The following is a 21429-nucleotide window of genomic DNA, read 5'->3' as shown; positions in this document are numbered from 1 at the left end:
TCCGTTCCGCGTCAGGCGCAGTCCGGACGCATATTATCGGCGATACCGCATCTTCATCCGTACGACGGTGCCGGAGGCGGGCAGGGCAGTACGCGCCGATTCGAAAGACGGCAGCCCGATCGAGGTCGGGGCGTCGTTGGAGAAGCCGAAGCCCTCCTTCGGCATGAACAGCGTCCGGTTGAAATCGTGATCGCTGTTCTCGTCGTGATATTGCGCGATCGCGTAATAGCCGGGCTTGAGCCAGAAACAGGCACGCGGGTTCGCCGCCGACACGCGCGCGCGCGCCAGCTTCGCGCCCTTCGCCAGGAACCGCTTCTTGTCGTCAGGATAGACCGTGAAGGCGACTTCGCCGACATGGTTGTGCATCGTCGTCGCCTCGAGGATCAGCTTGGCGTTGCCATTGCCCGGTGTGCCCTCGCAGGTCTCGGCGGCATGCGCCTGGACCGGCGCGAGCACGACGGCCGCACCCAGCGCCATAAGAATTACATGGTTCATCGGCAGACTAAGACCCGAAAATAGTGGCGATAGAGCGGCGCGCAGATGACATTTGCGACGTGAACAGGGCGTTTATCGCCCCCGCCCGGAGCTTGCCGGGGGCTCTATGCGGGCTGCGCTTCGTCCGGCGTGCGGGTCATCCGGGCCGCTGCGAACCCCAGCAGGATCGCCACCGCGACCGATCCGGTGGCGACTGCCGCGGCGATACCCGCCGATCCATAGGCGGGCATCAGCACGAATGCCGCGACGAACAGCAGGCCGACTCCGACCGCGCGGATCGCGAACACCGTGCCGGCGCGGTGCAGCGCGGTCATCACCGTGTCGAGACTGACCGTGGCGAGGTCGAAGCACCCGGCGGCAGCCAGCCACAACAGCACCGGGTAGGCGCCGACGAACGACTTGCCGCCGACCAGCTTCAGGATCGGTTCGCCGACCAGCGCGACGATCGCGAGGATGACGAGCGCCGCCGCGGTGCTGGCGAGCATCGTCCGGACCAGGATGCGGCGTAGGCGCGACGGCTCGGCAGTGCGGACCGCGCGGACGATCTCTGGGAAGGCGGCGCGCGACAGCATCTGCGACAGTTTCGCCAGCGCCTGTGCCAGCTGAGTCGCAAGCCGGAACGCACCCGCCGCCGCCGGCCCGATCGACGCGCCGACCAGCAGCAGCGGGATCTGCTTGCTCGACAGGCCCAGCGTTGCGCTGGCGTTGGTGCTGAGCGAAAAGCGGACGATGCCGGGATTCTCGTCACGGACCTGCCGCCACGTTCCCCGGCCGCTCGCGAGCAGGCGCAGGTCGCCACTGCGCGCGACCATGATCCAATAGGTTGCGGCAGTGACGATCTCGGCGATCGCCCAGGCGAGCATGAACCCGCGGATCGTCGGTTCGAAGATCATCGCCGCGCCCGCACCGACGAAGCGCATAATCGGCGTCATGCTGTCCGCCACCGCCGACAACGAGAATTTGTCGCGCAGCCGCAGGATGCCGAGTGGGGTCGAGCGGATCGTGATCAGCTGCACCACCGCGAACATCAGCGTGTCGCGCATCAGGTCGGGCGGGATGCCGAACCCGTCACTCCACGCGAACAGGATCGCGACGGTCAGCACGGCACCGACCAGCGCGCTGCAGATGTCGAGGATCGCCGACAACCGGAGCAGGCGCGCGAGCCGCGGCGTGTCGCCCTGCTGGATCGGCTCGACACCGTATTGGACGATGATCTGCCATGTCTGGAAGCCGACGAAGGTCGCCAGCGCCTGCGCCGCCCCCGAGATCAGCGCGAACCGGCCGAAATCGACCACGCCCAGCGTGCGCGTCGCAAAGCCGAGATAGAAGAGCGACAGGATCGCCAGCACGCTGCGACTGGCGAGCAGCCAGCCGAGGTTGCGCGCCGCCGCCCGGAAAATCCCGGTCGTGCCGGCACGTGCCGGCGCATCCGCCGGGGCCGGAGAAGGAGCAGGGTCCTGAACCATCTGCGACCGGCCCCTAGAGCGCGACGGCGGGTGCGGCAAGGTTTCGGGGGCCGTCAGATGTGAAGAAGGGGTCGGGGCGCCCAAAGGTGACAAAGCGGCGGGCGGCTCCTAGACCGCGCGCGATCGGGCGGCGGTGCTGCCGTCATGCGAGGGATCGTTCGTCATCTGCGGAATTGCCGGCCTTTATGCGCGAGGTGGCGCTGCGGTCTCGCCCCGCCTCGTGACCGCGCCCCTCATTACGGCGCAGTGCGACGCGATCCTCCACCGCGGGCCCGACGATCAGGGCGTGATGACCGATGGCGATTTCGGGTTCGGGATGCGCCGGCTGAGCATCATCGACATCGAGGGTGGCCACCAGCCGTTTCATTCACCCGACGGCCGCTATGCACTCGTCTTCAACGGCGAGATCTACAATTTCCGCGAATTGCGGCGCGAGTTGCAGGCGCTGGGGCGCGTGTTCGACAGCGCGGGCGATACCGAGGTGATCCTCGCCGGCTACGAACGCTGGGGCGACGACGTCTGGTCGAAACTCGACGGGATGTTCGCGGTCGCGGTGTGGGATGCGCACGCCCGACGCCTGATCCTCGCGCGCGATCCGATCGGCATCAAGCCGCTATATTATACCGACCAGGCCGCCGGGTTCGCGTTCGGCTCCGAGCTCAAGACGCTGACATTGCTGCCCGGCATGGCGTTCGACGTCGATCGCCGCGCGCTCCACGATTATTTCAGCTTCGGCCATGTCCGCACCCCGCGCTCGATCTACGCGCAGGTGCGGACCTTGCCGCCGGGTCACGTGATGACCGTCGAGGCGACCGGTACGCCGACGATGCGCGCCTATTGGACGCCGGCCTATCATCCCGCCGAGCCGCGGTCCGAGGCGCAGTGGATCGAGCGGTTCCGCGACGAATGGCTCGACACGATCGGCAAGCAGATGGTCGCCGACGTCGATGTCGGCGCGTTCCTGTCGGGCGGCGTCGATTCGTCCGCGGTGGTCGCGGCGATGGCGCAGGTGTCGGACCGCCCGGTCCGCACCTTCACGATCGGCTTCCCGACCCGCGCTTCGACGAATCGCCGCACGCCGAGGCGATCGCGCGGCATCTCGGCTGCCACCACGTCACGCGCACCTTGGAACTCGCGGATGCGCAGGCGATGCTGCCCGAGGTCCAGCATTGCTATGACGAGCCGTTCGCCGACCCGTCCGCGGTGCCGACCTGGTACGTCAGCCAGATCGCCGCGCAGGAGGTGAAGGTCGCGCTGTCGGGCGATGGCGGCGACGAACTGTTCTTCGGGTATAAGCGCCACGCGACCGAGCGGCGGATCGGGGCGCTGCCAGCGCCGCTGCGTCGTCTCGCCCGCGCACTCGACGCGGTGCCGACCCTGCCGTCGCGCCATGCAAACGCGGTGTTGCAGCGCTGGCGAAAGACCACCGGCAGCGCCGCGCTTCCGAACGGCATCGCGCGGTTCTTCGCCAAGACGCAGATCACGAACGAAGCCTTCCGCCGCGAGATCTTCTCGGCCGAGTTCATCGCCGAGGAAGAGGGCGGGATCGCCGCGCTGGTCGCGGAATATTTCCCCGATCCCGACGCGATCTCGACCGACACGCTCGAACAGTTCGGGCTCGCCGACCTCGCGCTGAACCTGCCCGGCGCGATGCTGACCAAGGTCGACCGCGCGAGCATGGCGCATTCGCTAGAGGTGCGCGTGCCGATGCTGGGGCAGGGGATGGTCGACCTCGCGCTGTCGATGCCCGCCGACATGAAGCTGCACGGCAAGATCGGCAAATTCGTGATCCGCGAGGCCATCGCGCCGTGGCTGCCGGAAGGGATTCTCGACCGGCGGAAACAGGGCTTCCAGATGCCGCTGGCGGCGTGGTTCGCGGGCGATTTCGGGGCGTATGCGGAGCAGCTCTGGCGCGACAGCGGCGTGCGGGAGCAGGGCATCTGGCGCGCCGGCGCGGTCGACAAGGTGTTCGCCGATCACCGCGCGGGGAGGCGGGATCACAGCCGGTTCCTGTACGCGCTCGCGATCTACTGCCTCTGGTGGATCGGCCGGCCGAAAACGCTGGTTGAGGGGTAGGGCTCGCCGCATCCCCCATCTCCGTTCGTGCTGAGTAGAGACCGAGTAGCTCCGTCAGGAGCGTACCGAGGGCTCGTATCAAGCACATGTTCACCGCGCCAACCTGTCCTTCGATACGCCATCTCGATACGCTGCAAGACCAGCTACTCGATGGCTACTCAGGACGAACGGAAGGAGGGGCTCGGCGTTAGCAGGTAGCGACCCCGCGAAGCCTCAAGCCAACCAACTCACCAACGTCTCGCCCCGAGCCTTGCGCAGCATCGCCTGCACTAGGCGCACCAAGTGCACCACGAGCGAGATCGCGGTCCACGCCGCGACCCCGACGATCCCCAATCGGGCCGCGTCACCAACAACCCCGCGAACAGGATCACCATGTTCGGATTGCGCCGCGCGGTGATCAGCCGGAACCAGCTGTCGAACCGCTCCCAGACGTGAATATGCATCCCGAACCGAACGATGAACGCGCCCTCGATCAGCCGCTGCGCGACATAGCCGAACAGCATCGTCCCGATCACCGCCCAGAAGACGCCGTCCTCAAGCGGTCGCCCATACGGCGCGCAGCCCGCCGCCCAGGCCCACCACCAGAACGGCGGATGCACCAGATCCACCCCGTGGTCCCACGCGTTGCCAAGCTTCGACGAGGTGATCGTGCACCGCGCCAGCTTCCCGTCGACGGTGTCGAGCACCATGAAGAACAGCCCCGTCGCGAGGCCGGTCCAGAACCAGCCATGCCAGAACGCCACGGTCGCGACGATGCACAGCACCGATCCGAGCGCGGTCACCTGGTTCGGCGTGATCCCGGCGCGCGCGCAGACCCGCGTGATCGCCAGCGCCCATTCGGGCCACAGATACTTGGTCAGCAGGTCGGTGACGCCCTTGTACGCGCCGACATAGCTCGCGCGTTCGATCGCCGGCACCGCGGCCGGGGTGAGCAGTTCGGCGAACGGCCGTTCGCGTTTCCGCAACGCTTCGTTGAGGATGCCTTCCTCGGCCTCGGCGGCGATCACGGTGAGGCCCGTGACCAGCGGCGCCTCGCCGAGCATCGCTGCGGTCATCCGCGCGCGCTCGTCGGCGTCGCGGACATGCGCGAGCACGGGGACGCCGGTGCGCGTGACGACGGTGCCGGGGCGTGACTTCAGATGCGCGATCCAGACCGGATCGAACGCGTAGGCGAGGTTGGCGAGGATGACGGGGCCGGTGCTGTCGTCGGTATCCGGGGCCAACCCCTGCGCGACGCCGATCCGCCGGATCCGCTCGGCATTGGTCATGCCCCAGAGCAGCGTGTCGTTCGCCCGGACGGTGCGGAGCGCTGGCGTAGGGGCTGTCGAATCTACCATCCCGCACCCGTTACCCGATCTGGTCGTGAAAGCGAGAGGGGAGAGTGGGTGGAGGCACATACCTCCCGAACCACCGCCCCGACCGGAACCACCCCGGCGAAGGCCGGGGCCCAATTGGAATGACCGGAGTAACCTCGCGCAGTCCTTCGTTGGCAACGTCCCCCAATTGGGCCCCGGCCTTCGCCGGGGTGGTGCAGATTTAACGAGCCGGCGTGGCTTCCATTAGTCGACGGACTTCCTGCGCCGCGTGCGCCGCGCCTCCCTCGACCGCCCCAAGCGATTGCCCGGCGAACTCCGCCTGAATCGCCGCATACTCCGCATGCATCAAAGCCGCCCGGTCCAACACCGCCACCACATCCGTGACGTCGTCCACGACCTCCCCGCAAACCCACATCGCGTAGTTCGGATCGCCCTCCCAGGCGGCACCCCCGCGTTGAGAAACACGCAGGGCCGCGGGCGCATCAGGAACTCGATCACTTGGCTCGACGTATCGCCGAGATACACGTCCGCCACGCCGGTATAACTCCCGTCGACCATCGCGAAGCCGTCGATGTCGCAGTGCACATGCGGCAAATCGCCGATCTCGCGCATCAAGTCCGCGACCTCCGGAGCTTTCTCGATCAGACGCTGATGCGGCGCGAAGATCAGATTGTAGCGCCCGTCCGCGACGATCCGCCGCACCACGTCCGCCCCCCAGCGCCACCATGACGAGCGATGCTGCTGCCAATGCGGCGTATACAGCACCACCGGCCGCGTATCCGCGAACGGCGGCGCGGCATGCGTACGGTGCGTGAAATCGGCCTTCACATACCCCGTCGCAACGAACCGCTCCGGCGCGAACCCGCGGTCGAGATACGTCTGCCGCTCCAGCTCGCTCGGCACCAGGGTCAACGCCGCCGCACGCCGCCTTGGATCGTCGCGCGCGCTCATCGAGCCGACGCCGTGCGAGGTCTTCACGAACTTCGCCCGCATCGGAAACAACCGCGGCAGCCACAGACTCGTCTGCTCCGCACACACCACGACGTCGACCCTACGGAGATACGGCAGCAGCCGGAGCAGCATCGGCATCTTCGCCGGCAGCACCGGATTGCGCCCGCTGCCGTCATCCACGACCGCGCGAAATCCGGGTGCGCGGCGGATCCGGACGGTGGGGAAGGGGGCGGTCCACCGCGCCAGCAACGTCTCGTGCACAGACGTGCTCACCCACAATTCGATCGGCACATCGGACGTCGCGGTCAGCGCCTCGACGATCGGATAGAGATGCGGGATCAGCAACGTCTCGCCGAGAAACAGGAACGCGACCTTCCGCGTCATGCGCCCGACCCGTCTCCGGCGAGCGCATCATGGTCGTGCTGCCACTGCGCGATGTCCTCGGGCCGGTCGATCTCCTGCCAGCGCGCGTCAGGGGCGATCCGCAGTGCGTGGACGCCAACCGTCTCGGCGGCGCGACGGACTACGGCGTGGTGATAGGCATGGATGCCGTCCTCCTCGCCGATCACCGCGCGCAATGCGTCGGCATAGGTCGTCCCGCCGGTGGACACGATCAGCCCGAGCGAACGCGCGGTCGCGCTGTGCCCGACCAAGTGCTTGCCGACCGCGACGATCCGGTCGCCGTCCGCCTCGACCAGCATGTCGTCGAGGCCGGGTTCGGCGAGCGGCTGGATCACCAGCGTCACGCCCGCGACCCGATCGGCCACTGCAGCGCGCAGGATCGGTGCATCGAACACCGTGTCGCCGTTCATCAGCGCGAACGGTTCTTCGAGATACGCGCGCGCCGCCCAGACGCTGCCGATGCTGTTGGCGATCGACCAGAACGGGTTGAAGACGAGCTCGGTAGGCAGACCACCGATGCGCGCGCTCAGATGCGCGGCGATCTGGTCGATCCGGTAGCCGCCGACCACCACCGCACCGTCGAAGCCGGCCGCGGCGACCGCGTCGAGCTGGTGATCGAGGATCGCGCGACCGCCCACCTCGACCAGGCATTTCGGCGTGGTGAGCGTCAACGGCAGCAACCGCGATCCGTGACCCGCGGCGAGGATGATGGCCTTCATGGCGTGAGGCTGTACGGGCGAAGTGTGGCAGGAAAATGCATGATCGGGCGGCCTCCTACCGGCGGGTTGCCCCGTGTCCGCGGCGAAACACTATCGCTGTACCGCCTCGGCATCCTCGCGAGACCAGCCCCTGCCCATCGCCTGGTACAGCGTCACATACGCCGTCAGCCGGTCCGCCCGCGCCTGCACCAGCGACAGCTCCGCGGTCAGCAACCCGCGTTGCGCATCGAGCTGGTCGATATACGCCGAATACCCCGCGCGGTAGCGGTTCGAGGCATTGCGCAACGCCCCGCGAGCGCATCGCGTTGGCCGGCGAGCGCGACGGCCTGCTGGCCCGAGCGCTGCACCCCGCCAGGCTGTCGTCGACCTCGCGGAACGCCTGGAGCGCAGTCCGGCGATAGGCGAACGCGGCCTGGTCGCGGCGCGCGGTCGCGGCATCGGCCTGCGCGCCGAGCCGCCCGCCGTCGAAGATCGGGCTGAGCACGCTCGCGCCGATCGAGAACACCGCGATCGGGTTTGCCAGAGCCGTCGACAGCACCACGCCCGCCGAGCCGGTCAGGGCAAGGTTCGGCAGCATCGCCGCACGCGCGCTGTCGAGCGAGCGGTCGGTGGCGACCAAGGTCTGCTCGGCTTGATAGAGATCGGGGCGGCGGCGGAGCAGGTCGGCGGGCAGGCCGTCGGGAATCGCCGGTGCGGCCAGCTGATCGAGCGTCCGGCCGCGGGGAATCGGACCGGGGTTGTCGCCGAGCAGCAGGCTCAGCGCATTCTCCTGCCGGCTGATCGCGAGCTGGGCGGCGGGGACGAGCTGTTCGGTGGCGTGGAATTCCGCCTCCGACTGCCGCAGTTCGAGGTTCGAGGTGTAGCCGGTCTCGGCGCGTCGCCGCGCGATACGCAGGCCTTCCGCGCGGGCCGCCAGCGTCTGGCGCGCGACGGCCAGGCGCTGGTCGAGTGCGCGGAGCGTGATGTAACCGGTCGCAACGCTGCTCGCGATGCCCAGCCGTACCGTGTCGCGCGCCGCTTCGCTGGCGAGCAACTGCGCACGCGCGGCTTGGCTTGCGAGGCGGAGGCGTCCGAACAGGTCGAGGTCGTAGCTGATCGACACCGCCGGCTGCGTGCCGATCGCGTCGGAGGGTGTCCCGAACGGGCTGACGGTCTGGCCGGTGGTGCTCGGCGCCGAGCCGCTGACGAGCGGCGTCTGTTGCGCGCGGGCGAGGCGGGCGGCGGCGCGCGCTTCGTCGATGCGCGCGGCGGCGGAGCCAAGGTCGGGGCTGTCGGCGAGCGCCCGCGCGACGAGGCCGGTGAGGACTGGGTCGCCGAACGCGGCCCACCAGTCCGCGCGGATCGGCGCCCCGGTGCCGAGTGCGGTGCGCCAGGCTGGAGGCGGGGCGACGGCGGTTGTCGCGGGGGACTCGGGGCGGGGGCCTATGCATCCGGTGGCGAGGAGGGTGAGGGTGAGGGCACCTACGTTTTTACTGCGCCGCCATGTTGGTGCGCGATGCCACCCCGCAACGCTACGCCACCCCGGCGAAGGCCGGGGCCCAGTTGGAGATGTCGAGGTAATAGCGGACTGCGCTCCGTTACAGCCGTCCCCCAACTGGGCCCCGGCCTTCGCCGGGGTGGTGGCCGTTGCTGGCGTGGTGACATGCGTCAGGGTGCCGGCTCTCACCGACAGAATAGTGTGCAGTATCGTTACCGCGTCTTCCCTCCCTTTCAGGGAGGGGAAGTCTGCGGTGACGGTGGCCCATCACCGCACCCCCGGCCCGCCGGCCGTATCCACCCGCGCCTGCACCGACATCCCCGGCCGCAACCGTGCGCTGAGCGGCTGCCCCGCATCCACCCGAATCCGCACCGCGATCCGCTGCGGCACCTTGGTGAAGTTGCCCGTCGCATTGTCCGCCTTCAGCACCGCGAACTCGGAGCCCGCTGCGGGCGAGATCCGCTCGACCCGCCCGGTCAGCCGCGCGTTCGCCAACCCGTCGACCGTGAACGACGCCGGCTGACCGACCACCATCCGCGCGGTCTGCGCTTCCTTGAAGTTCGCGATCACCCACGTCTCCGGCGGCACCAGGAACATCAGCTGCGACCCGGCCGTCACATACTGCCCGAGCCGTACGCCGACCTCGCTTAACCGCCCCGTCTCCGGCGCGCGGATCACGGTATTCGCGAGGTCTATCCGCGCGAGTTGTCGTGCGGCCTCGGCACCCGAGACGCCCGCCTGCTGGCCACCGCGCCCGACCTCGACCGTGCGGATATCCTGACGAGCGATTTCCCGCGCGGCCTTTGCCTGCTGGACCTGCGCCTGCGCCTGTCGGAGCGCCGCCAGCGTCTGATCGCGCTCGCGCAGCGACTACTGATCCGTCGACTACCAGATCGTTGACGCGCGCCATGTCCGCCTGCGCGCGCATCAACTGCGCCTCGGCATTGGCAACCGCCGCGTCCTGCGCCGCGAAGGTCGCCTCGCGGCTGGCCGCCGTCTGCCGGCTGTTGGCGAGCGTCGCGGCCTGCGCATCGACCTGCGCCTGTGCCTGATCGACGCGCTGGCGATAGATGCGGTCGTCGATCTTCACCAGCGGATCGCCCTGCTTCACATCGGCGAAGTCGCGGACCAGCACCTGCGTCACATAGCCGCTGACCTGCGGGCTGATCACCGTCGTCCGCCCGCGCACATAGGCGTTGTCGGTCGACTGATAGCTCGTCGCGAACGGCGGCAGGCGCCACGCCGCCAGCACCGCGCACACGCCCGCGACCGCGAGCAGCACGATGACGATGATGACGTTGCGGCTCGGCGGTTGCGGACGCCAGCCCGATCCGACCGGCGTGGCCGGTGTGGCCGGTACAGCGGCCACCTCTGCCTTTTTTCTTCGGTCGCCGGCCCCTCGGCCACTGGGCTGCGTGCGTCGCTCATGTAGTCCCTCAAGCCGCGCGCGCCGTTCGCGTCGCGCGCGTCTCGCCAGCAGGAACAGCAGATACCCGAACGTCGCGCCAGCAAGAACGGCGATCAACCGGAAGACGTCGGCATACGCAAGCACGTTCGCCTCCCGCGTCGTGGTTTGCGATAGGATCGCGGCGCCCTCGGCGTTGCGCAGCGTCGGGTCGACGATCACCCGGCCGACCGCTGCGCCTCCGGCGGCGATGCGCTGCGTGACGATCGGGTCGGTCGGCGAGATCTGCTGGACGAGCGCCGCGCTGTTCGCCTTCTCGCGGATCACCTGATAGCTGCCGAGCAACGCCGTGCCGCCGAGCCCGCCGAGCGAATTGATGATCCCGAACAGCGCGATGAAGCTGATGATGTGCCCCGCGCCTTCCTTCAGCGCGCGCGTCATGCCGAACAGCAGCGCCGGCCCGAGGAAGAACGTCGCGGAGAAGCCGATGATCGCCTGCGGCACGTACATCTGCGGCGCGCGCGTCAGGCTGGTGGCGTAGGAATCGAACCACGCCGCCACCGCGACCAGACCGATCGCCAGCATGATCGGATGGCCGAGCCGCTCGACGTCCAAGGTCACCGCGCTTGCGATCACGCCAGCCACCGACGCCACGAAGATGATCAGGAAGAACGGCACGAGTTGGTCGTTGTTCTGGCCCAGCACGGTCAGCAGCCCGACCGACGCATAGGTCTGTTCGGACAGTACGATCCGCGCCATCACGATGACGATGGTGAAGCGGACGATGTCGGCGCTGCCCAGCCAGCGGGTGTTGAGCAGCGGGTTGGCGCGGTGATGCTCGACGACGATCGCCGCGGCGAACATCGGGATCGCCACTATGAGCGCCCAGCCGATCCACGGCGCGTTGGTCCACCACACGATCCGCCCGAGTCCGAGCACGGCGGCGAACAGCGCGGTCGAGCCGGCGAACAGCACGAAGGTGAGGAAATCGAGCGGCTCGAACGCCTTGCTCCGCGTGGTCGGCGGCAGGCGCAGCGCGGCGACCGCTGCGAGCGAGAGCAATGCGAGCCCGAGTTCGAACAGGTACAGCGTGCGCCACTGCGACATCGCCAGCAGGTCCGGCGAGAACAGCCGCGCGAGCGGCGTCGCGCATTGCGGAATGCCGATGCCGAGCACGACCGCCTTCAGCCGCCATTTCGCCGGCAGCGACTGCATCATGTAATACAGGCACAGGCTGCTCAGCGCCGCGCCCGCCATTCCGCTGATCGCGCGCACCGCGATCGCGGTCGCGAAGCCGTGGACGAACAGATGCGCGAGCGTGATCAGCACGTAGAGGATCAGGAAGATCATCGCGAACGGCCGCAGCCCGAACTGCGCGCGGAACTTGATCATCAGCAGGTTTATGCTGACGTTGGTCATCACGTAGACCGTCGGCAACCACGCGATCTCCGCCGGATCGAGCCCGAGTGCGCCTTGGAGCGTGTAGGTGTTGGCGCTGATCAGCGCGTTGCCGAAGCCGACCGTCAGCCCGAGCAATATGCCGATTAGCGCATAGGCGATCTGGCGGTGTCTCGGATGGAGTGGCGAGCCGGGGGAGCCAGGGAGGACGGGGCGTTCGTGTTCGGCGAACTGCCAGTCCTCTTCGCTCAGGAAGTGTCTGATTCTCTGGGCGATCATGGTCGGGTGGTTCTGGCATGATCGGGGGAGACGTCATCGGCTATCGCCAGAGACGGCACGTAAACAGGAGCAAAAAGCATTACCACCCCGGCGGAGGCCGGAGCCCAGTTGGGGGACGGGATTAACTGCGGACGGTCCGCCGTTATTGCCACCTTTCCAACTGGGCTCCGGCCTCCGCCGGGTGGCTTCGGTAAGGGTAGTAGCTGTCGCCGGAGTGGTGGCCTTCCGAGGTTCAATCCTCGGTTCGACGATCAAAATGCTGCACTGCAGCGGAACATCCCGATCCACCCGATCGTTGCGCCTGAATGCGCATGTTCAGATCGCTCCACATACCCCCGAATGGGTCTGGCTGGAGAGTGTCGCCGTCGTCTCGGCGGCCGTCCTCGTCGCGCTGGTCGCGCATTGGCTGACGATGCGGATCGCCGGCCATGCCCAGCGCCGCTCGACCGCCAAGACCGACGGCCTCGTCCTCGCCCGCGTCCGCCGCCCGCTGCGCGCGGTATTCGTGTCGGTGTCGGTCGCGTTTGTCGCGCGAATCCTGCCGATGGACAACGACATCGAGGATCTGTGGAAGCAACTGCTTGGCTTCCTCGTCCCCGCCTTGCTCGGCTGGCTCGCGGTCGCGGCTCTCCGTGCGTTCCAGGACGTGATCGAGATCCGCGCCGACATCTCGGTCGAGGACAATCTCCGCGCCCGCCGCAAGCGCACGCGCGCGGCGATCCTGGGACGCATCGGCACGTTCTTCATCATCTTCATCAGCGTCTGCCTGATGCTGCTGAGCGTCCCCGGCATCCGCTCGATCGGCGTCACGCTGATGGCATCGGCGGGTATCGCGGGCCTGGTCGTCGGTGCCGCTGCGCAGCCTGCGCTGAAGAACCTGATCGCTGGCGTGCAGATGGCCTTCACCGAGCCGATCCGGATCGACGACGTGCTGATCGTCGACGGCGAATGGGGCCGCGTCGAGCAGATCAACCTGACCTTCGTGGTCATCAAGATCTGGGACGAACGCCGCCTCGTCGTGCCGGTCTCGAAGTTTCTCGAGCAGAGCTTCCAGAACTGGACGCGCGAGACCAGCCAGCTGATGGGATCGGTGTTCTGGTATCTCGATCCGTCCGCCGACGTGCCGCGGCTGCGCGAGAAGCTGGGAGAGATCGTCACGTCCAACCCGCGCTGGGACAAAAGGTTCTACAACCTTCAGGTGACGGACGTGAAGACGGACTGCATCGAATTGCGTGGGCTGATGACCGCCAAGGATGCGGCGATCGCGTTCGACCTGCGCTGTGATGTCCGTGAGGCGCTGCTGAAGTATATCCGCGAGGAAATGCCCGAAGCGATTCCAAGGAACCGCCTGCTAATGGCGGCGGACCCGGCGGGTCGGGTCTAGCTTCCCCCTCCCTGGAAGGGAGGGGCCGGGAGTGGGTCGGCTGCTTGGCGAGCGAGCCGGCAGTTCCAGGCCGACCCACTCCCAACCCCTCCCTTTCAGGGAGGGGGCGAGAAGTCAGGGAGGGGGCAAGACGTCAGGCCTCGACGTGCTCCGGCACCGCCTCGAGCGCGGTGATGAACAGCTCGCACCACCACATCACGTCCTCTTTCCGGACGTTGTCGATCAGCTTCTCCCAGCGCGCCTTCCGTTCCGCCAGCGGCATCTTCAGCGCCCGGTCGATCGCGTCGGACATTTCCTCGGGGCTGTACGGATTGACCAGCACCGCGTCCTTCAACTGCGTCGCTGCGCCTGCGAAATGCGACAGCACCAGCACTCCGGATCCTCGGGATCCTGCGCCGCGACATATTCCTTCGCGACTAGGTTCATCCCATCTCGCAGTGGAGTCACTAACCCGACGCGAGCCGCGCGATAAATCCCCGCCAACACGTCGCGCGGGAAGCCCTGGTTGACGTACCGGATCGGCGTCCAGTCGATGTCCGAATATTCGCCGTTGATCCGCCCCGACATCGAATCGAGGTTGGCGCGGATTTCCTGGTACGTATCGACCTTCTCGCGCGAGGGCGGCGCGATCTGGAGCATGTAGACCAGCCCGCGCCGATCCGGGTGCGAGCCGAGGAAGCGCTCGTAGCCCGCGAACCGCTCGGCCAGACCCTTCGAATAATCGAGCCGGTCGACCCCGACGATCAGGCTACGGCCGGTCGCGGACATATACATCCGTTCCTTCGAATGCCGCGCCGCGTCGCTGTTCGCCGACTTCTCGAAGTCCGCCGTCTCGATCCCGATCGGCGTCGTGATCGCCTTGATCGTACGATCGCCGACCGTCACCCAGCCATCCTCGCCGACTACGCCGTCGAGCTGGCTCGTAACATAATGCAGGAAGCTGTCGAGCCAGTCCTGCGTCTGGAACCCAACCACGTCGTACGCGAACATCGATTCGACCAGCGCGCGGTGGCTCGGCAGCGACAGCAGCATCGCCATCGGCGGCCACGGAATGTGGAGGAAGAACCCGATCTTGTTCTCGACGCCCAGCTTGCGCAGCTCGCGGCCGAGCGGGACATGGTGGTAATCATGCACCCACACCAGATCGTCGGGCTCGATCAACGGCAGCACCGTCTCCGCGAACCGCTTGTTCACGCGAGCATAGCCGCTGGAGAAATCGCGCTCGAACTCGGTCAGGTCGATCCGGTAATGGAACAGCGGCCACAAGGTGCGGTTTGCATAGCCGTTGTAATATTCGTCGAAATCCTGCTCTTCGAGGTCGATCGTCGCGGTGGTGACGCCCTTGCCCTGCTGGAAATTGATGTGCCCGGTGAAGGTCTCGGTGGTCTCGCCCGACCAGCCGAACCACACCCCGCCCTTTTCGCGAAGTGCGGCAAGCAGCGCGACGGCGAGGCCGCCCTGGTTGCCCGAAGGCGCATCGACCGACTGGACGCGGTTCGAGATGACGACGAGGCGGCTCATCGGACGGCACTCCACGGCTTGCTAAGCAGGACCGCGCAGTTGATCAGCCCGACCAGCGAATAGGTCTGCGGGTAATTGCCCCACAGCTCGCCGGTGTTCGGATCGATATCCTCGGACAGCAGGCCCGCAGGGGTACGCCGCGCGACCATCTCGTCGAACAGCTCGCGCGCATCTGCGGTCCGGCCGGTCGCATGCAGCGCCTCGATCAGCCAGAAGGTACAGACATTGAACGCGGTGTGCGGCAGGCCGAAATCATCCTCGGTCGCGTACCGAAGCATGTGGCTCCCACGCCGCAGGCCTTCCTCGACCGCCTTGAGCGTAGACTGGAAGCGCGGATCGTCGGGCGCGAAGAAGCGCAGGTCGAGCAGCTGGATCAGGCTCGCATCGAGATCGTCGCCGCCGAATGTCGCCGAGATACGCTGCGTATCCTCGCGCCATGCCGACTGCTCGATCACGTTGCGGATCGTGTTCGCACGCTCTTCCCAGAACGTCCGGCGATCCTCGAGCCCGAGAACTCCTGCCGCATTGGCCAGCCGATCGCACGCCGCCCAGCACATCGCCGCGGAATACGTATGGACATGCGCCTTGGTGCGCAGCTCCCACAGCCCTGCGTCGGGCTTGTCGTACGTCTCCCACGCGCGGTCGCCGACCAGTTCGAGGCTCTTGAAATCCTCTTCGCTCGACATCCGGAACAGCCGCTTGTCGAAGAACGCCTGGACGTCCGACAGGATGATCTGGCCGTACGCGTCGTGCTGGATCTGCTCGTACGCCTGGTTGCCGACACGCACCGGACCCATCCCGCGATAGCCGGGCAGGTCGCTCTCGATCCGCTCGATCAAGATCGCCTCGCCGCCAACACCGTAGAGCGGCTGGACATGGCCGCCCTTCGATGCGTCGACGATGTTGCGCAGATATTCGAGATAGCCCTCCAGCACGTCGAGCGCGCCCAGCCGGTTCAGCGCCTGCACGGTATAATAGGCATCGCGGATCCAGCAGTAGCGATAGTCCCAGTTGCGCTCAGACCCCTCATGCTCGGGGATCGAGGTGGTTAGCGCGGCGACGATCGCGCCGGTCTCCTCGTGCTGGCACAGCTTCAGCGTGATCGCGGCGCGGATGACCACGTCCTGCCATTCGACCGGCGTCGCCAGCCCGCGCACCCAGTGCCGCCACTCGTCCTTGGTCCGCGACAGCATCGCCTCGGCCGCCTCGTGCAGCACGCCCGCGAAGCTCTCGTCGGGGCCGAGGAACAGGTGCATTTGGCGCTCGAGCCGGAACCAGTTCTCGCCGACGATATGCCCGACCGGCGCGTCGGTGGTCAGCCGCAGCGTCTGGTCGTCCATCAGGAAGCGGATGTGGTTCGACCCCTGCGTATGCTCGGTCGGCTTCCCCAGTTCGTTGCGACGCGCATCCGGATGCGGATCCGCGGCGAGCCGGCGACCGGCTTGACGATCCGGACGAAGCTGGTCGGGCGATAGGTGCGGCCTTCGCGCACGAACCGCGGGCAGAAATCGATCACCTCGACTGCGTTGCCGGCCTCGTCCTCGTGCCGGGTCACCAGGATCGGCGTGTTGCGAATATAGGCCTGCGTGGTCTTCGCGCCGCCCTCGAGTTCGATCGCCCAGAACCCGGTCTTGGGCGCATCGCCGCCGAGCAGGGCGCAGAACGCCGGGTCGCCGTCGACGCGCGGCACGCAGCCCCAGACGAACGTCCCGGTCTTGTCGATCAGCGCGGAGACCTGACAATTGCCGATCGGCCAGAGGTTCATGTCGGCTTTTTGGGCGAGGGCGGAGATAGGTGCGGTCATCATGATTCCAATATGGCGGCGATCCAATCACGGAGCGCGGCAACGTCGTTCAGGCGGTAGGCGGCTGCGGTCGGGCGCGGCTCGCCGATGAGAATGCCCGCGCCACCAAGGGCACGCGCGGCCTCGAAGCCGTCTTCGTCGGTGACGTCGTCGCCAAAGAAGTACGGCATGCTTCCTGCCATTGTCGGCGCTGCGATCAATTCGCGCAAGGCCGCGCCCTTGTCGCCGGGGTCCGCAGCTCGACCATCATCTTGCCGCGCTGGAGCGTGAGGCCGTGGGCGGCGGCGAGATCCTCGGCGAGGCGGACGGCGTCGGGTTCGAACGCGGGCGACATCCGGTAGTGCAACCCGGCGCCGAGGCTCTTGGCTTCATAGACGAGCCCGTTGGCATCGGCGAAGGCGCGCAATGCGTCCGCGGCGGCTTCCAGCGAGGCGGGGCGTTCGGCGGCGACGTGGCCGCCCTCGGGGGTGCGACGTTCGGCGCCGTGGCTGCCCGCGACCGCGAACAGCTGTGCGTGGCGGCCGAGCATTTCATCGAGCTGTGCGATCGAGCGCCCGCTGATGATCGCCACGCGTCCGGGGAAGCGTTCGGCGAGCGTATCGAGCCGGTCGAGCAGGCGCTGATCGACCAGCACGGCATCGGGGTCGGTGCGAGATCGACGAGCGTCCCGTCGAAATCGAAGAACAGACTGACATTGTCGAGGGCCACGGGTGGCGGATCGAGCACGGCAAGCGGCGGCGCGAGGACATCAGTCGCGGGCTGGCGTTCGGCTAGCATGTTCCCCCAACCCGCAGAGGTGCCGCTACGTTCCGCTGCACTGCAAAATTGGAACGGAGGCGGTTCGATTATTTTTCGGTGGCTTCCACGGAATCCGTCGCCTTATTGTTCTCCCGCGAAGGCGGGAGCCCAGTCTGGGTCCCCGCCTTCGCGGGGAAACAAATTGGCATTAACGACATCGCAAACTCACCCACCCCGGCGAAGGCCGGGGCCCAGTTGGGGGACGGTGATGATACGCGCTGCGCTCCATGACCCTCCGACGTTCCAACTGGGCCCCGGCCTCCGCCGGGGTGACTGTAGCCGGGATGACTGGGGCGGAGAGACATCCGGCGCCGGCCCACCTTCGGGATCTTCTCCCTCCCTGGAAGGGAGGGGTAGGGGTGGGTCGGCTTCCGCATCACGCGACGCCAGTGGCACGAGCGGACCGACCCACCCCAGCCCCTCCCTTCCAGGGAGGGAGAAAGACGGCCCCCGTCTTCCCCCGATCCCGTCTCCCAACCCAGCGATAGGAGAGTAACCAACGACGCCGACGCATCGCTTGGCGCCCCACACCCCTCCAATCCACCCCGCCTGCGACACCTCGCGACACAAAACCGCTGGACTAGCAAACGCCCGTTGGTCATGCCTGCCGCCCATGTCCCGCGTCAGCGCCTTCCTCCTCGCACCCGTCCTATCGGCAGGCGTCCTGCTCGCCGGCTGCACCGTCGGCCCGGACTACCACCCAAAGACGGCGGCCGAGCTCGGCGTTCCCGACGCCTATTCGGTCACCCCCGAAACCAAACCCGAAGACCTCACCCGCTGGTGGCAGAAGTTCGACGACCCCGTCCTCGGCCAACTCGTCGAGCAGGCCGCCGCCTCGAATCTCGACATCGCGCAGTCCGTCGCCCGCCTCCGCCAGGCGCGCGAAAGCCTGCTCCAGAACCGTGCTTCGCTGCTCCCCACGCTCAGCGGCTCGGCCGGCTATCAGCGCAACGAGAATGTCCGCGGCGGCGGGCGGTCGTTCACATTGCCCGACGGCACCGTCGTCGATACCGGCGGCGGCGGCGCCAACAGCTTCACGCTCGGCGCCAGCGCCAGCTACCAGGTCGGCGTCTTCGGCGAGATCCGCCGCACCGTCGAGGCGAGCCGCGCCGATTACGCCGCGTCGGGCTACGACTACGCCACCGTGCTGATCTCGGTCGAGAGCGAGGTTGCGCGCAACTACGTTCTCGCCCGCCTCTATCAGCAGCAGCTCGCCAACGCCCGCGCCTCGCTCGCGATCCAGGACGACAATCTCGAAATCGCCGGCTTCCGCGTCCAGGCCGGGCTCGTCTCCAGCGTCGACGCCGAACAGGCCCGCGCCCAGCGCGCGCAGACCGCCGCGACGATCCCCAGCCTCGACCAGCAATATGCCGCCGCGGTCGCGCGGATCGGCGTGCTCACCGCGCAGGCGCCCGGCGCGCTCCGGGCGATGATGGCGCCCGTGAAGGCGATCCCGACCGGTCCCGCCGCGGTCGGCGTCGGCATCCCCGCCGATACGCTGCGCCAGCGCCCCGACATCCGCTCGGCCGAACGCGCGCTCGCCGCCGCCACAGCGCGGATCGGCGTGGCCAAGGCGCAGCTTTATCCGGCGCTCGCGATCACCGGCAATTTGAACACCAACGCGACCTCGATCGGCAGCATCGGCGATGCGATCACCGGCAGCCTGTTCGCCGGGCTGACGCAGGCGATCTTCAACGGCGGGCGTCTGCGAAGCCAGGTCCGCACCAGCGAAGCCGCCGCCGACGGTGCGCTCGCACTCTACAAATCCACAATCCTCACCGCGTTGGAGGATGTAGAGAACGCCGTCGTCGCGCTCCAGGCCGCGCAGGAACGCGAGCGCCAGTTCGCGATCGCGCTCGACGCGTCGAACAATTCCGCGATCCTCAGCCGTAGCCAGTACCGCACCGGCCTCACCGATTTCACCACGCTCAACCAGCAGGAAACCGCGCTCCTGTCCGCGCGCAACGGGGCGACGCAAGCGCGTGCCGATGCCGCCACCGCGTTGATCGCACTCTATGCCGCGCTCGGCGGCGGCTGGGATTCCACCGTGATCCCGCAAGCGCCCATATCCAATCCAGAGGCACGCTGATGGCCGACGCATCGATCGACGACTTCCTCGGCGTGAAGCCGCAGGCCCCCTGGAAACGCTACATAAAGTGGGTGGTGATCGCGGTCGGCGTGGTCCTGCTCTGCCTGCTGCTCGCCAAGTGCTTCGGCGCGAAGGAGCAGACGCAATATTCGACGCAGGCCGCCCAACGCGGCAACCTGACGGTCACGGTTTCGGCTACCGGCAAGCTCGCGCCGACCACGCAGGTCACGGTCGGTTCGCAGCTGTCGGGTCTCGTCACCAAGGTCGTGGTCGACGTCAACGACCGCGTCGTCGCCGGCCAGCCGCTTGCGCTGATCGACCCCGAACAGCTCGACGACCAGATCCGCCAGACCAGCGCACAGCTTGCCGCCAACCAGGCGCAGGTCGCGCAGGCACAGGCCACCGTCGCCGAGGCGCGCGCGCAGCTGAACCGCCTCGAGGAAGTCTCGCGCCTGTCGGGCGGTCGCGTTCCGTCGAAGACCGAACTCCAGACCGGCCGCGCCGATTACGCGCGCGCCGTCGCGGCGCAGAAGGTCGCCGAAGCGAACGTCGCCGCCAGCCGCGCGCTCCTCGCGCAGAACCAGACTCAGCGGGCGCGGGCGATCATCCGCTCGCCCGTTACCGGCGTCGTACTCGCGCGCCAGATCGATCCCGGCCAGACCGTCGCCTCGTCGTTCAACACGCCGACTTTGTTCGTGATCGCCGAAGACCTCACCAAGATGAAGCTCGAGGTCGCGATCGACGAAGCCGACGTCGGCGAGGTCAAGATCGGCCAGAAGGCCAGCTTCACCGTCGACGCGTTCCCCGGCCAGACCTTCCCGGCGACGATCAGCCGCGTCGATCTCGGTTCGAACCTGACGGTCAGCTCGGCGACCTCGTCGAGCACCACGACCACGACGTCGACCACGGGTCAGGTCGTGTCCTATGCGGCCGACCTGACCGTTGCGAACCCGTCGCTGACGCTGCGCCCGGGCATGACCGCGACCGCGGACATCGTCACCTCGGACAAGCGCAACGTGATGCTCGTCCCCAACGCCGCGCTGCGCTTCAAGCCGACCGCGGCGACGGGCGACGCGGGTGGCGGCATCGCCGGCTCGCTGACCTTCCGTCCGCGGCGTGGCGGCGGCGGGGCCGAGCGGACCGCGACGCTCGGCCGCGGCGCGCAGCAGACGATCTACGTCAAGGGTGCGGACGGCACGCCGCAAGCCGTGCAGATCACCACCGGCGACACCAACGGCACGATGACCGAAGTCCTGTCGGGTAATCTTCAGCCCGGCGCGCAGGTCATCACCGGGCAGCTGGCCAGCGGATCGGACGACACCAAGCGCAGCGGCGGCGGCGCACGCCGTTCGGGCGGCGCGAGCAAGGGTGGGGGCGGTGGCCAGTAATCCGCCCCCGCTGATCAGTCTGCGCGGCGTCACCAAGACGTACGGGCAGGGCGCGACGATGTTCCAGGCGCTCAAGGGCGTCGACCTCGATATCGCGGCGGGCGATTTCGTCGCGGTGATGGGGCCGTCGGGATCGGGCAAGTCGACGACGATGAACATCCTCGGCTGCCTCGACGTGCCGACCGACGGGACCTTCCTGTTCCGCGGGTATCATGTGGAAACGCTAGACCGCGACCAGCGCGCGCTGCTCCGTCGGAAGTATCTCGGCTTCGTGTTCCAGGGCTTCAACCTCCTGTCACGCACATCCGCGCTGGAGAATGTCGAGCTCCCTTGCTCTACCGCGGCGACGAGAAGCGCGCGCGCCGGGATGCGGCGATGGCGAGCCTGGACACGGTCGGCCTGGCGGACTGGTGGGACCACACCCCGGCCGAACTGTCCGGCGGCCAGCAACAGCGCGTCGC

At 67.8% G+C, this 21429-nt stretch carries 11 protein-coding genes and 6 pseudogenes; 5 read left to right on the top strand and 12 right to left on the bottom strand.

Annotated features, from left to right (window positions below):
• Positions 1-33 precede the first annotated feature (33 nt).
• On the bottom strand, positions 34-477 hold the full coding sequence (locus tag AC0IX7_RS10945) for a DUF2141 domain-containing protein (RefSeq protein ID WP_471811872.1): 444 nt from the start codon (positions 475-477) through the stop codon (positions 34-36).
• 122 nt (positions 478-599) lie between these two features.
• Positions 600-1961 carry a lipopolysaccharide biosynthesis protein gene (locus AC0IX7_RS10940; protein WP_471811870.1) on the bottom strand — a complete coding sequence of 454 codons (1362 nt, stop codon included), beginning with the start codon at positions 1959-1961 and terminating at the stop codon, positions 600-602.
• Positions 1962-2094: 133 nt separating this feature from the next.
• Here AC0IX7_RS10940 and asnB point away from each other — a divergent pair.
• A pseudogene (asnB, locus tag AC0IX7_RS10935) lies at positions 2095-4037 on the top strand (asparagine synthase (glutamine-hydrolyzing)).
• A gap of 269 nt (positions 4038-4306) precedes the next feature.
• Here the strand turns inward: asnB and AC0IX7_RS10930 are convergent.
• The 6 genes and pseudogenes from AC0IX7_RS10930 to AC0IX7_RS10905 form a co-directional block, all read right to left on the bottom strand.
• Complete coding sequence (locus AC0IX7_RS10930; protein WP_471811869.1) at positions 4307-5374, bottom strand: CDP-alcohol phosphatidyltransferase family protein; 1068 nt, start codon at positions 5372-5374, stop codon at positions 4307-4309.
• Positions 5375-5698: 324 nt separating this feature from the next.
• Complete coding sequence (locus tag AC0IX7_RS10925) at positions 5699-6688, bottom strand: hypothetical protein (protein ID WP_471811867.1); 990 nt, start codon at positions 6686-6688, stop codon at positions 5699-5701.
• Positions 6685-7425 (bottom strand): phosphocholine cytidylyltransferase family protein, encoded by a 741-nt coding sequence (locus AC0IX7_RS10920; RefSeq protein ID WP_471811865.1) that lies wholly within the window; start codon positions 7423-7425, stop codon positions 6685-6687. Before AC0IX7_RS10920 ends, AC0IX7_RS10925 begins: the two co-directional genes overlap by 4 nt.
• Before the next feature lie 90 nt (positions 7426-7515).
• Positions 7516-8851, bottom strand: a pseudogene (locus AC0IX7_RS10915) (efflux transporter outer membrane subunit).
• A gap of 318 nt (positions 8852-9169) precedes the next feature.
• Positions 9170-9436, bottom strand: a complete 267-nt coding sequence (locus tag AC0IX7_RS10910) for a hypothetical protein (protein ID WP_471813843.1) — start codon at positions 9434-9436, stop codon at positions 9170-9172.
• Positions 9437-10346: 910 nt separating this feature from the next.
• Positions 10347-11984 (bottom strand): annotated as a pseudogene (locus AC0IX7_RS10905) (MFS transporter); the annotation flags it as partial.
• Between the two features lie 295 nt (positions 11985-12279).
• On the opposite strand from AC0IX7_RS10905, the gene AC0IX7_RS10900 reads away from it, so the two are divergent.
• Positions 12280-13368 carry a mechanosensitive ion channel family protein gene (locus AC0IX7_RS10900; protein WP_471811863.1) on the top strand — a complete coding sequence of 363 codons (1089 nt, stop codon included), beginning with the start codon at positions 12280-12282 and terminating at the stop codon, positions 13366-13368.
• 133 nt (positions 13369-13501) lie between these two features.
• On the opposite strand, the pseudogene AC0IX7_RS10895 reads toward AC0IX7_RS10900, so the two are convergent.
• The 4 genes and pseudogenes from AC0IX7_RS10895 to AC0IX7_RS10880 form a co-directional block, all read right to left on the bottom strand.
• Positions 13502-14889 (bottom strand): annotated as a pseudogene (locus AC0IX7_RS10895) (alpha,alpha-trehalose-phosphate synthase (UDP-forming)).
• A pseudogene (locus AC0IX7_RS10890) lies at positions 14886-16693 on the bottom strand (glycoside hydrolase family 15 protein). Before AC0IX7_RS10890 ends, AC0IX7_RS10895 begins: the two co-directional pseudogenes overlap by 4 nt.
• The gene (locus AC0IX7_RS10885) at positions 16693-16902 is read right to left on the bottom strand and encodes a hypothetical protein (RefSeq protein WP_471811861.1); all 210 of its coding nucleotides are present in this window, start codon (positions 16900-16902) and stop codon (positions 16693-16695) included. The pseudogene AC0IX7_RS10890 and the gene AC0IX7_RS10885 overlap by 1 nt, the downstream one beginning before the upstream one ends.
• Positions 16890-17327, bottom strand: coding sequence for a trehalose-phosphatase (locus tag AC0IX7_RS10880; RefSeq protein WP_471811860.1), 438 nt, complete (start codon positions 17325-17327; stop codon positions 16890-16892). Before AC0IX7_RS10880 ends, AC0IX7_RS10885 begins: the two co-directional genes overlap by 13 nt.
• Positions 17328-18104: 777 nt before the next feature.
• Between AC0IX7_RS10880 and AC0IX7_RS10875 the strand changes: the two genes are divergently transcribed.
• The 3 genes and pseudogenes from AC0IX7_RS10875 to AC0IX7_RS10865 form a co-directional block, all read left to right on the top strand.
• Positions 18105-19580 carry an efflux transporter outer membrane subunit gene (locus AC0IX7_RS10875; RefSeq protein ID WP_471811858.1) on the top strand — a complete coding sequence of 492 codons (1476 nt, stop codon included), beginning with the start codon at positions 18105-18107 and terminating at the stop codon, positions 19578-19580.
• Positions 19580-20968: an efflux RND transporter periplasmic adaptor subunit gene (locus AC0IX7_RS10870; RefSeq protein WP_332795204.1), complete on the top strand. Its 1389-nt coding sequence runs from the start codon at positions 19580-19582 to the stop codon at positions 20966-20968. The genes AC0IX7_RS10875 and AC0IX7_RS10870 overlap by 1 nt, the downstream gene beginning before the upstream one ends.
• A 58-nt stretch (positions 20969-21026) precedes the next feature.
• Positions 21027-21424, top strand: a pseudogene (locus AC0IX7_RS10865) (ABC transporter ATP-binding protein); the annotation flags it as partial.
• Positions 21425-21429 lie beyond the last annotated feature (5 nt).

The sequence above is a fragment of the Sphingomonas sp. AC411 genome (assembly GCF_979253035.1).
This window is presented reverse-complemented; position numbering and strand designations above follow the sequence as displayed.

Excerpts from the sequence above, each read along its gene's own strand:
- AC0IX7_RS10945 (WP_471811872.1), bottom strand. The coding sequence starts at position 477 with ATGGCGCTGGGTGCGGCCGTCGTGCTCGCGCCGGTCCAGGCGCATGCC.
- AC0IX7_RS10940 (WP_471811870.1), bottom strand. The coding sequence starts at position 1,961 with ATGGTTCAGGACCCTGCTCCTTCTCCGGCCCCGGCGGATGCGCCGGCA.
- AC0IX7_RS10930 (WP_471811869.1), bottom strand. The coding sequence starts at position 5,374 with ATGGTAGATTCGACAGCCCCTACGCCAGCGCTCCGCACCGTCCGGGCG.
- AC0IX7_RS10925 (WP_471811867.1), bottom strand. The coding sequence starts at position 6,688 with ATGACGCGGAAGGTCGCGTTCCTGTTTCTCGGCGAGACGTTGCTGATC.
- AC0IX7_RS10920 (WP_471811865.1), bottom strand. The coding sequence starts at position 7,425 with ATGAAGGCCATCATCCTCGCCGCGGGTCACGGATCGCGGTTGCTGCCG.
- AC0IX7_RS10910 (WP_471813843.1), bottom strand. The coding sequence starts at position 9,436 with ATGGTGGTCGGTCAGCCGGCGTCGTTCACGGTCGACGGGTTGGCGAAC.
- AC0IX7_RS10875 (WP_471811858.1), top strand. The coding sequence starts at position 18,105 with ATGTCCCGCGTCAGCGCCTTCCTCCTCGCACCCGTCCTATCGGCAGGC.
- AC0IX7_RS10870 (WP_332795204.1), top strand. The coding sequence starts at position 19,580 with ATGGCCGACGCATCGATCGACGACTTCCTCGGCGTGAAGCCGCAGGCC.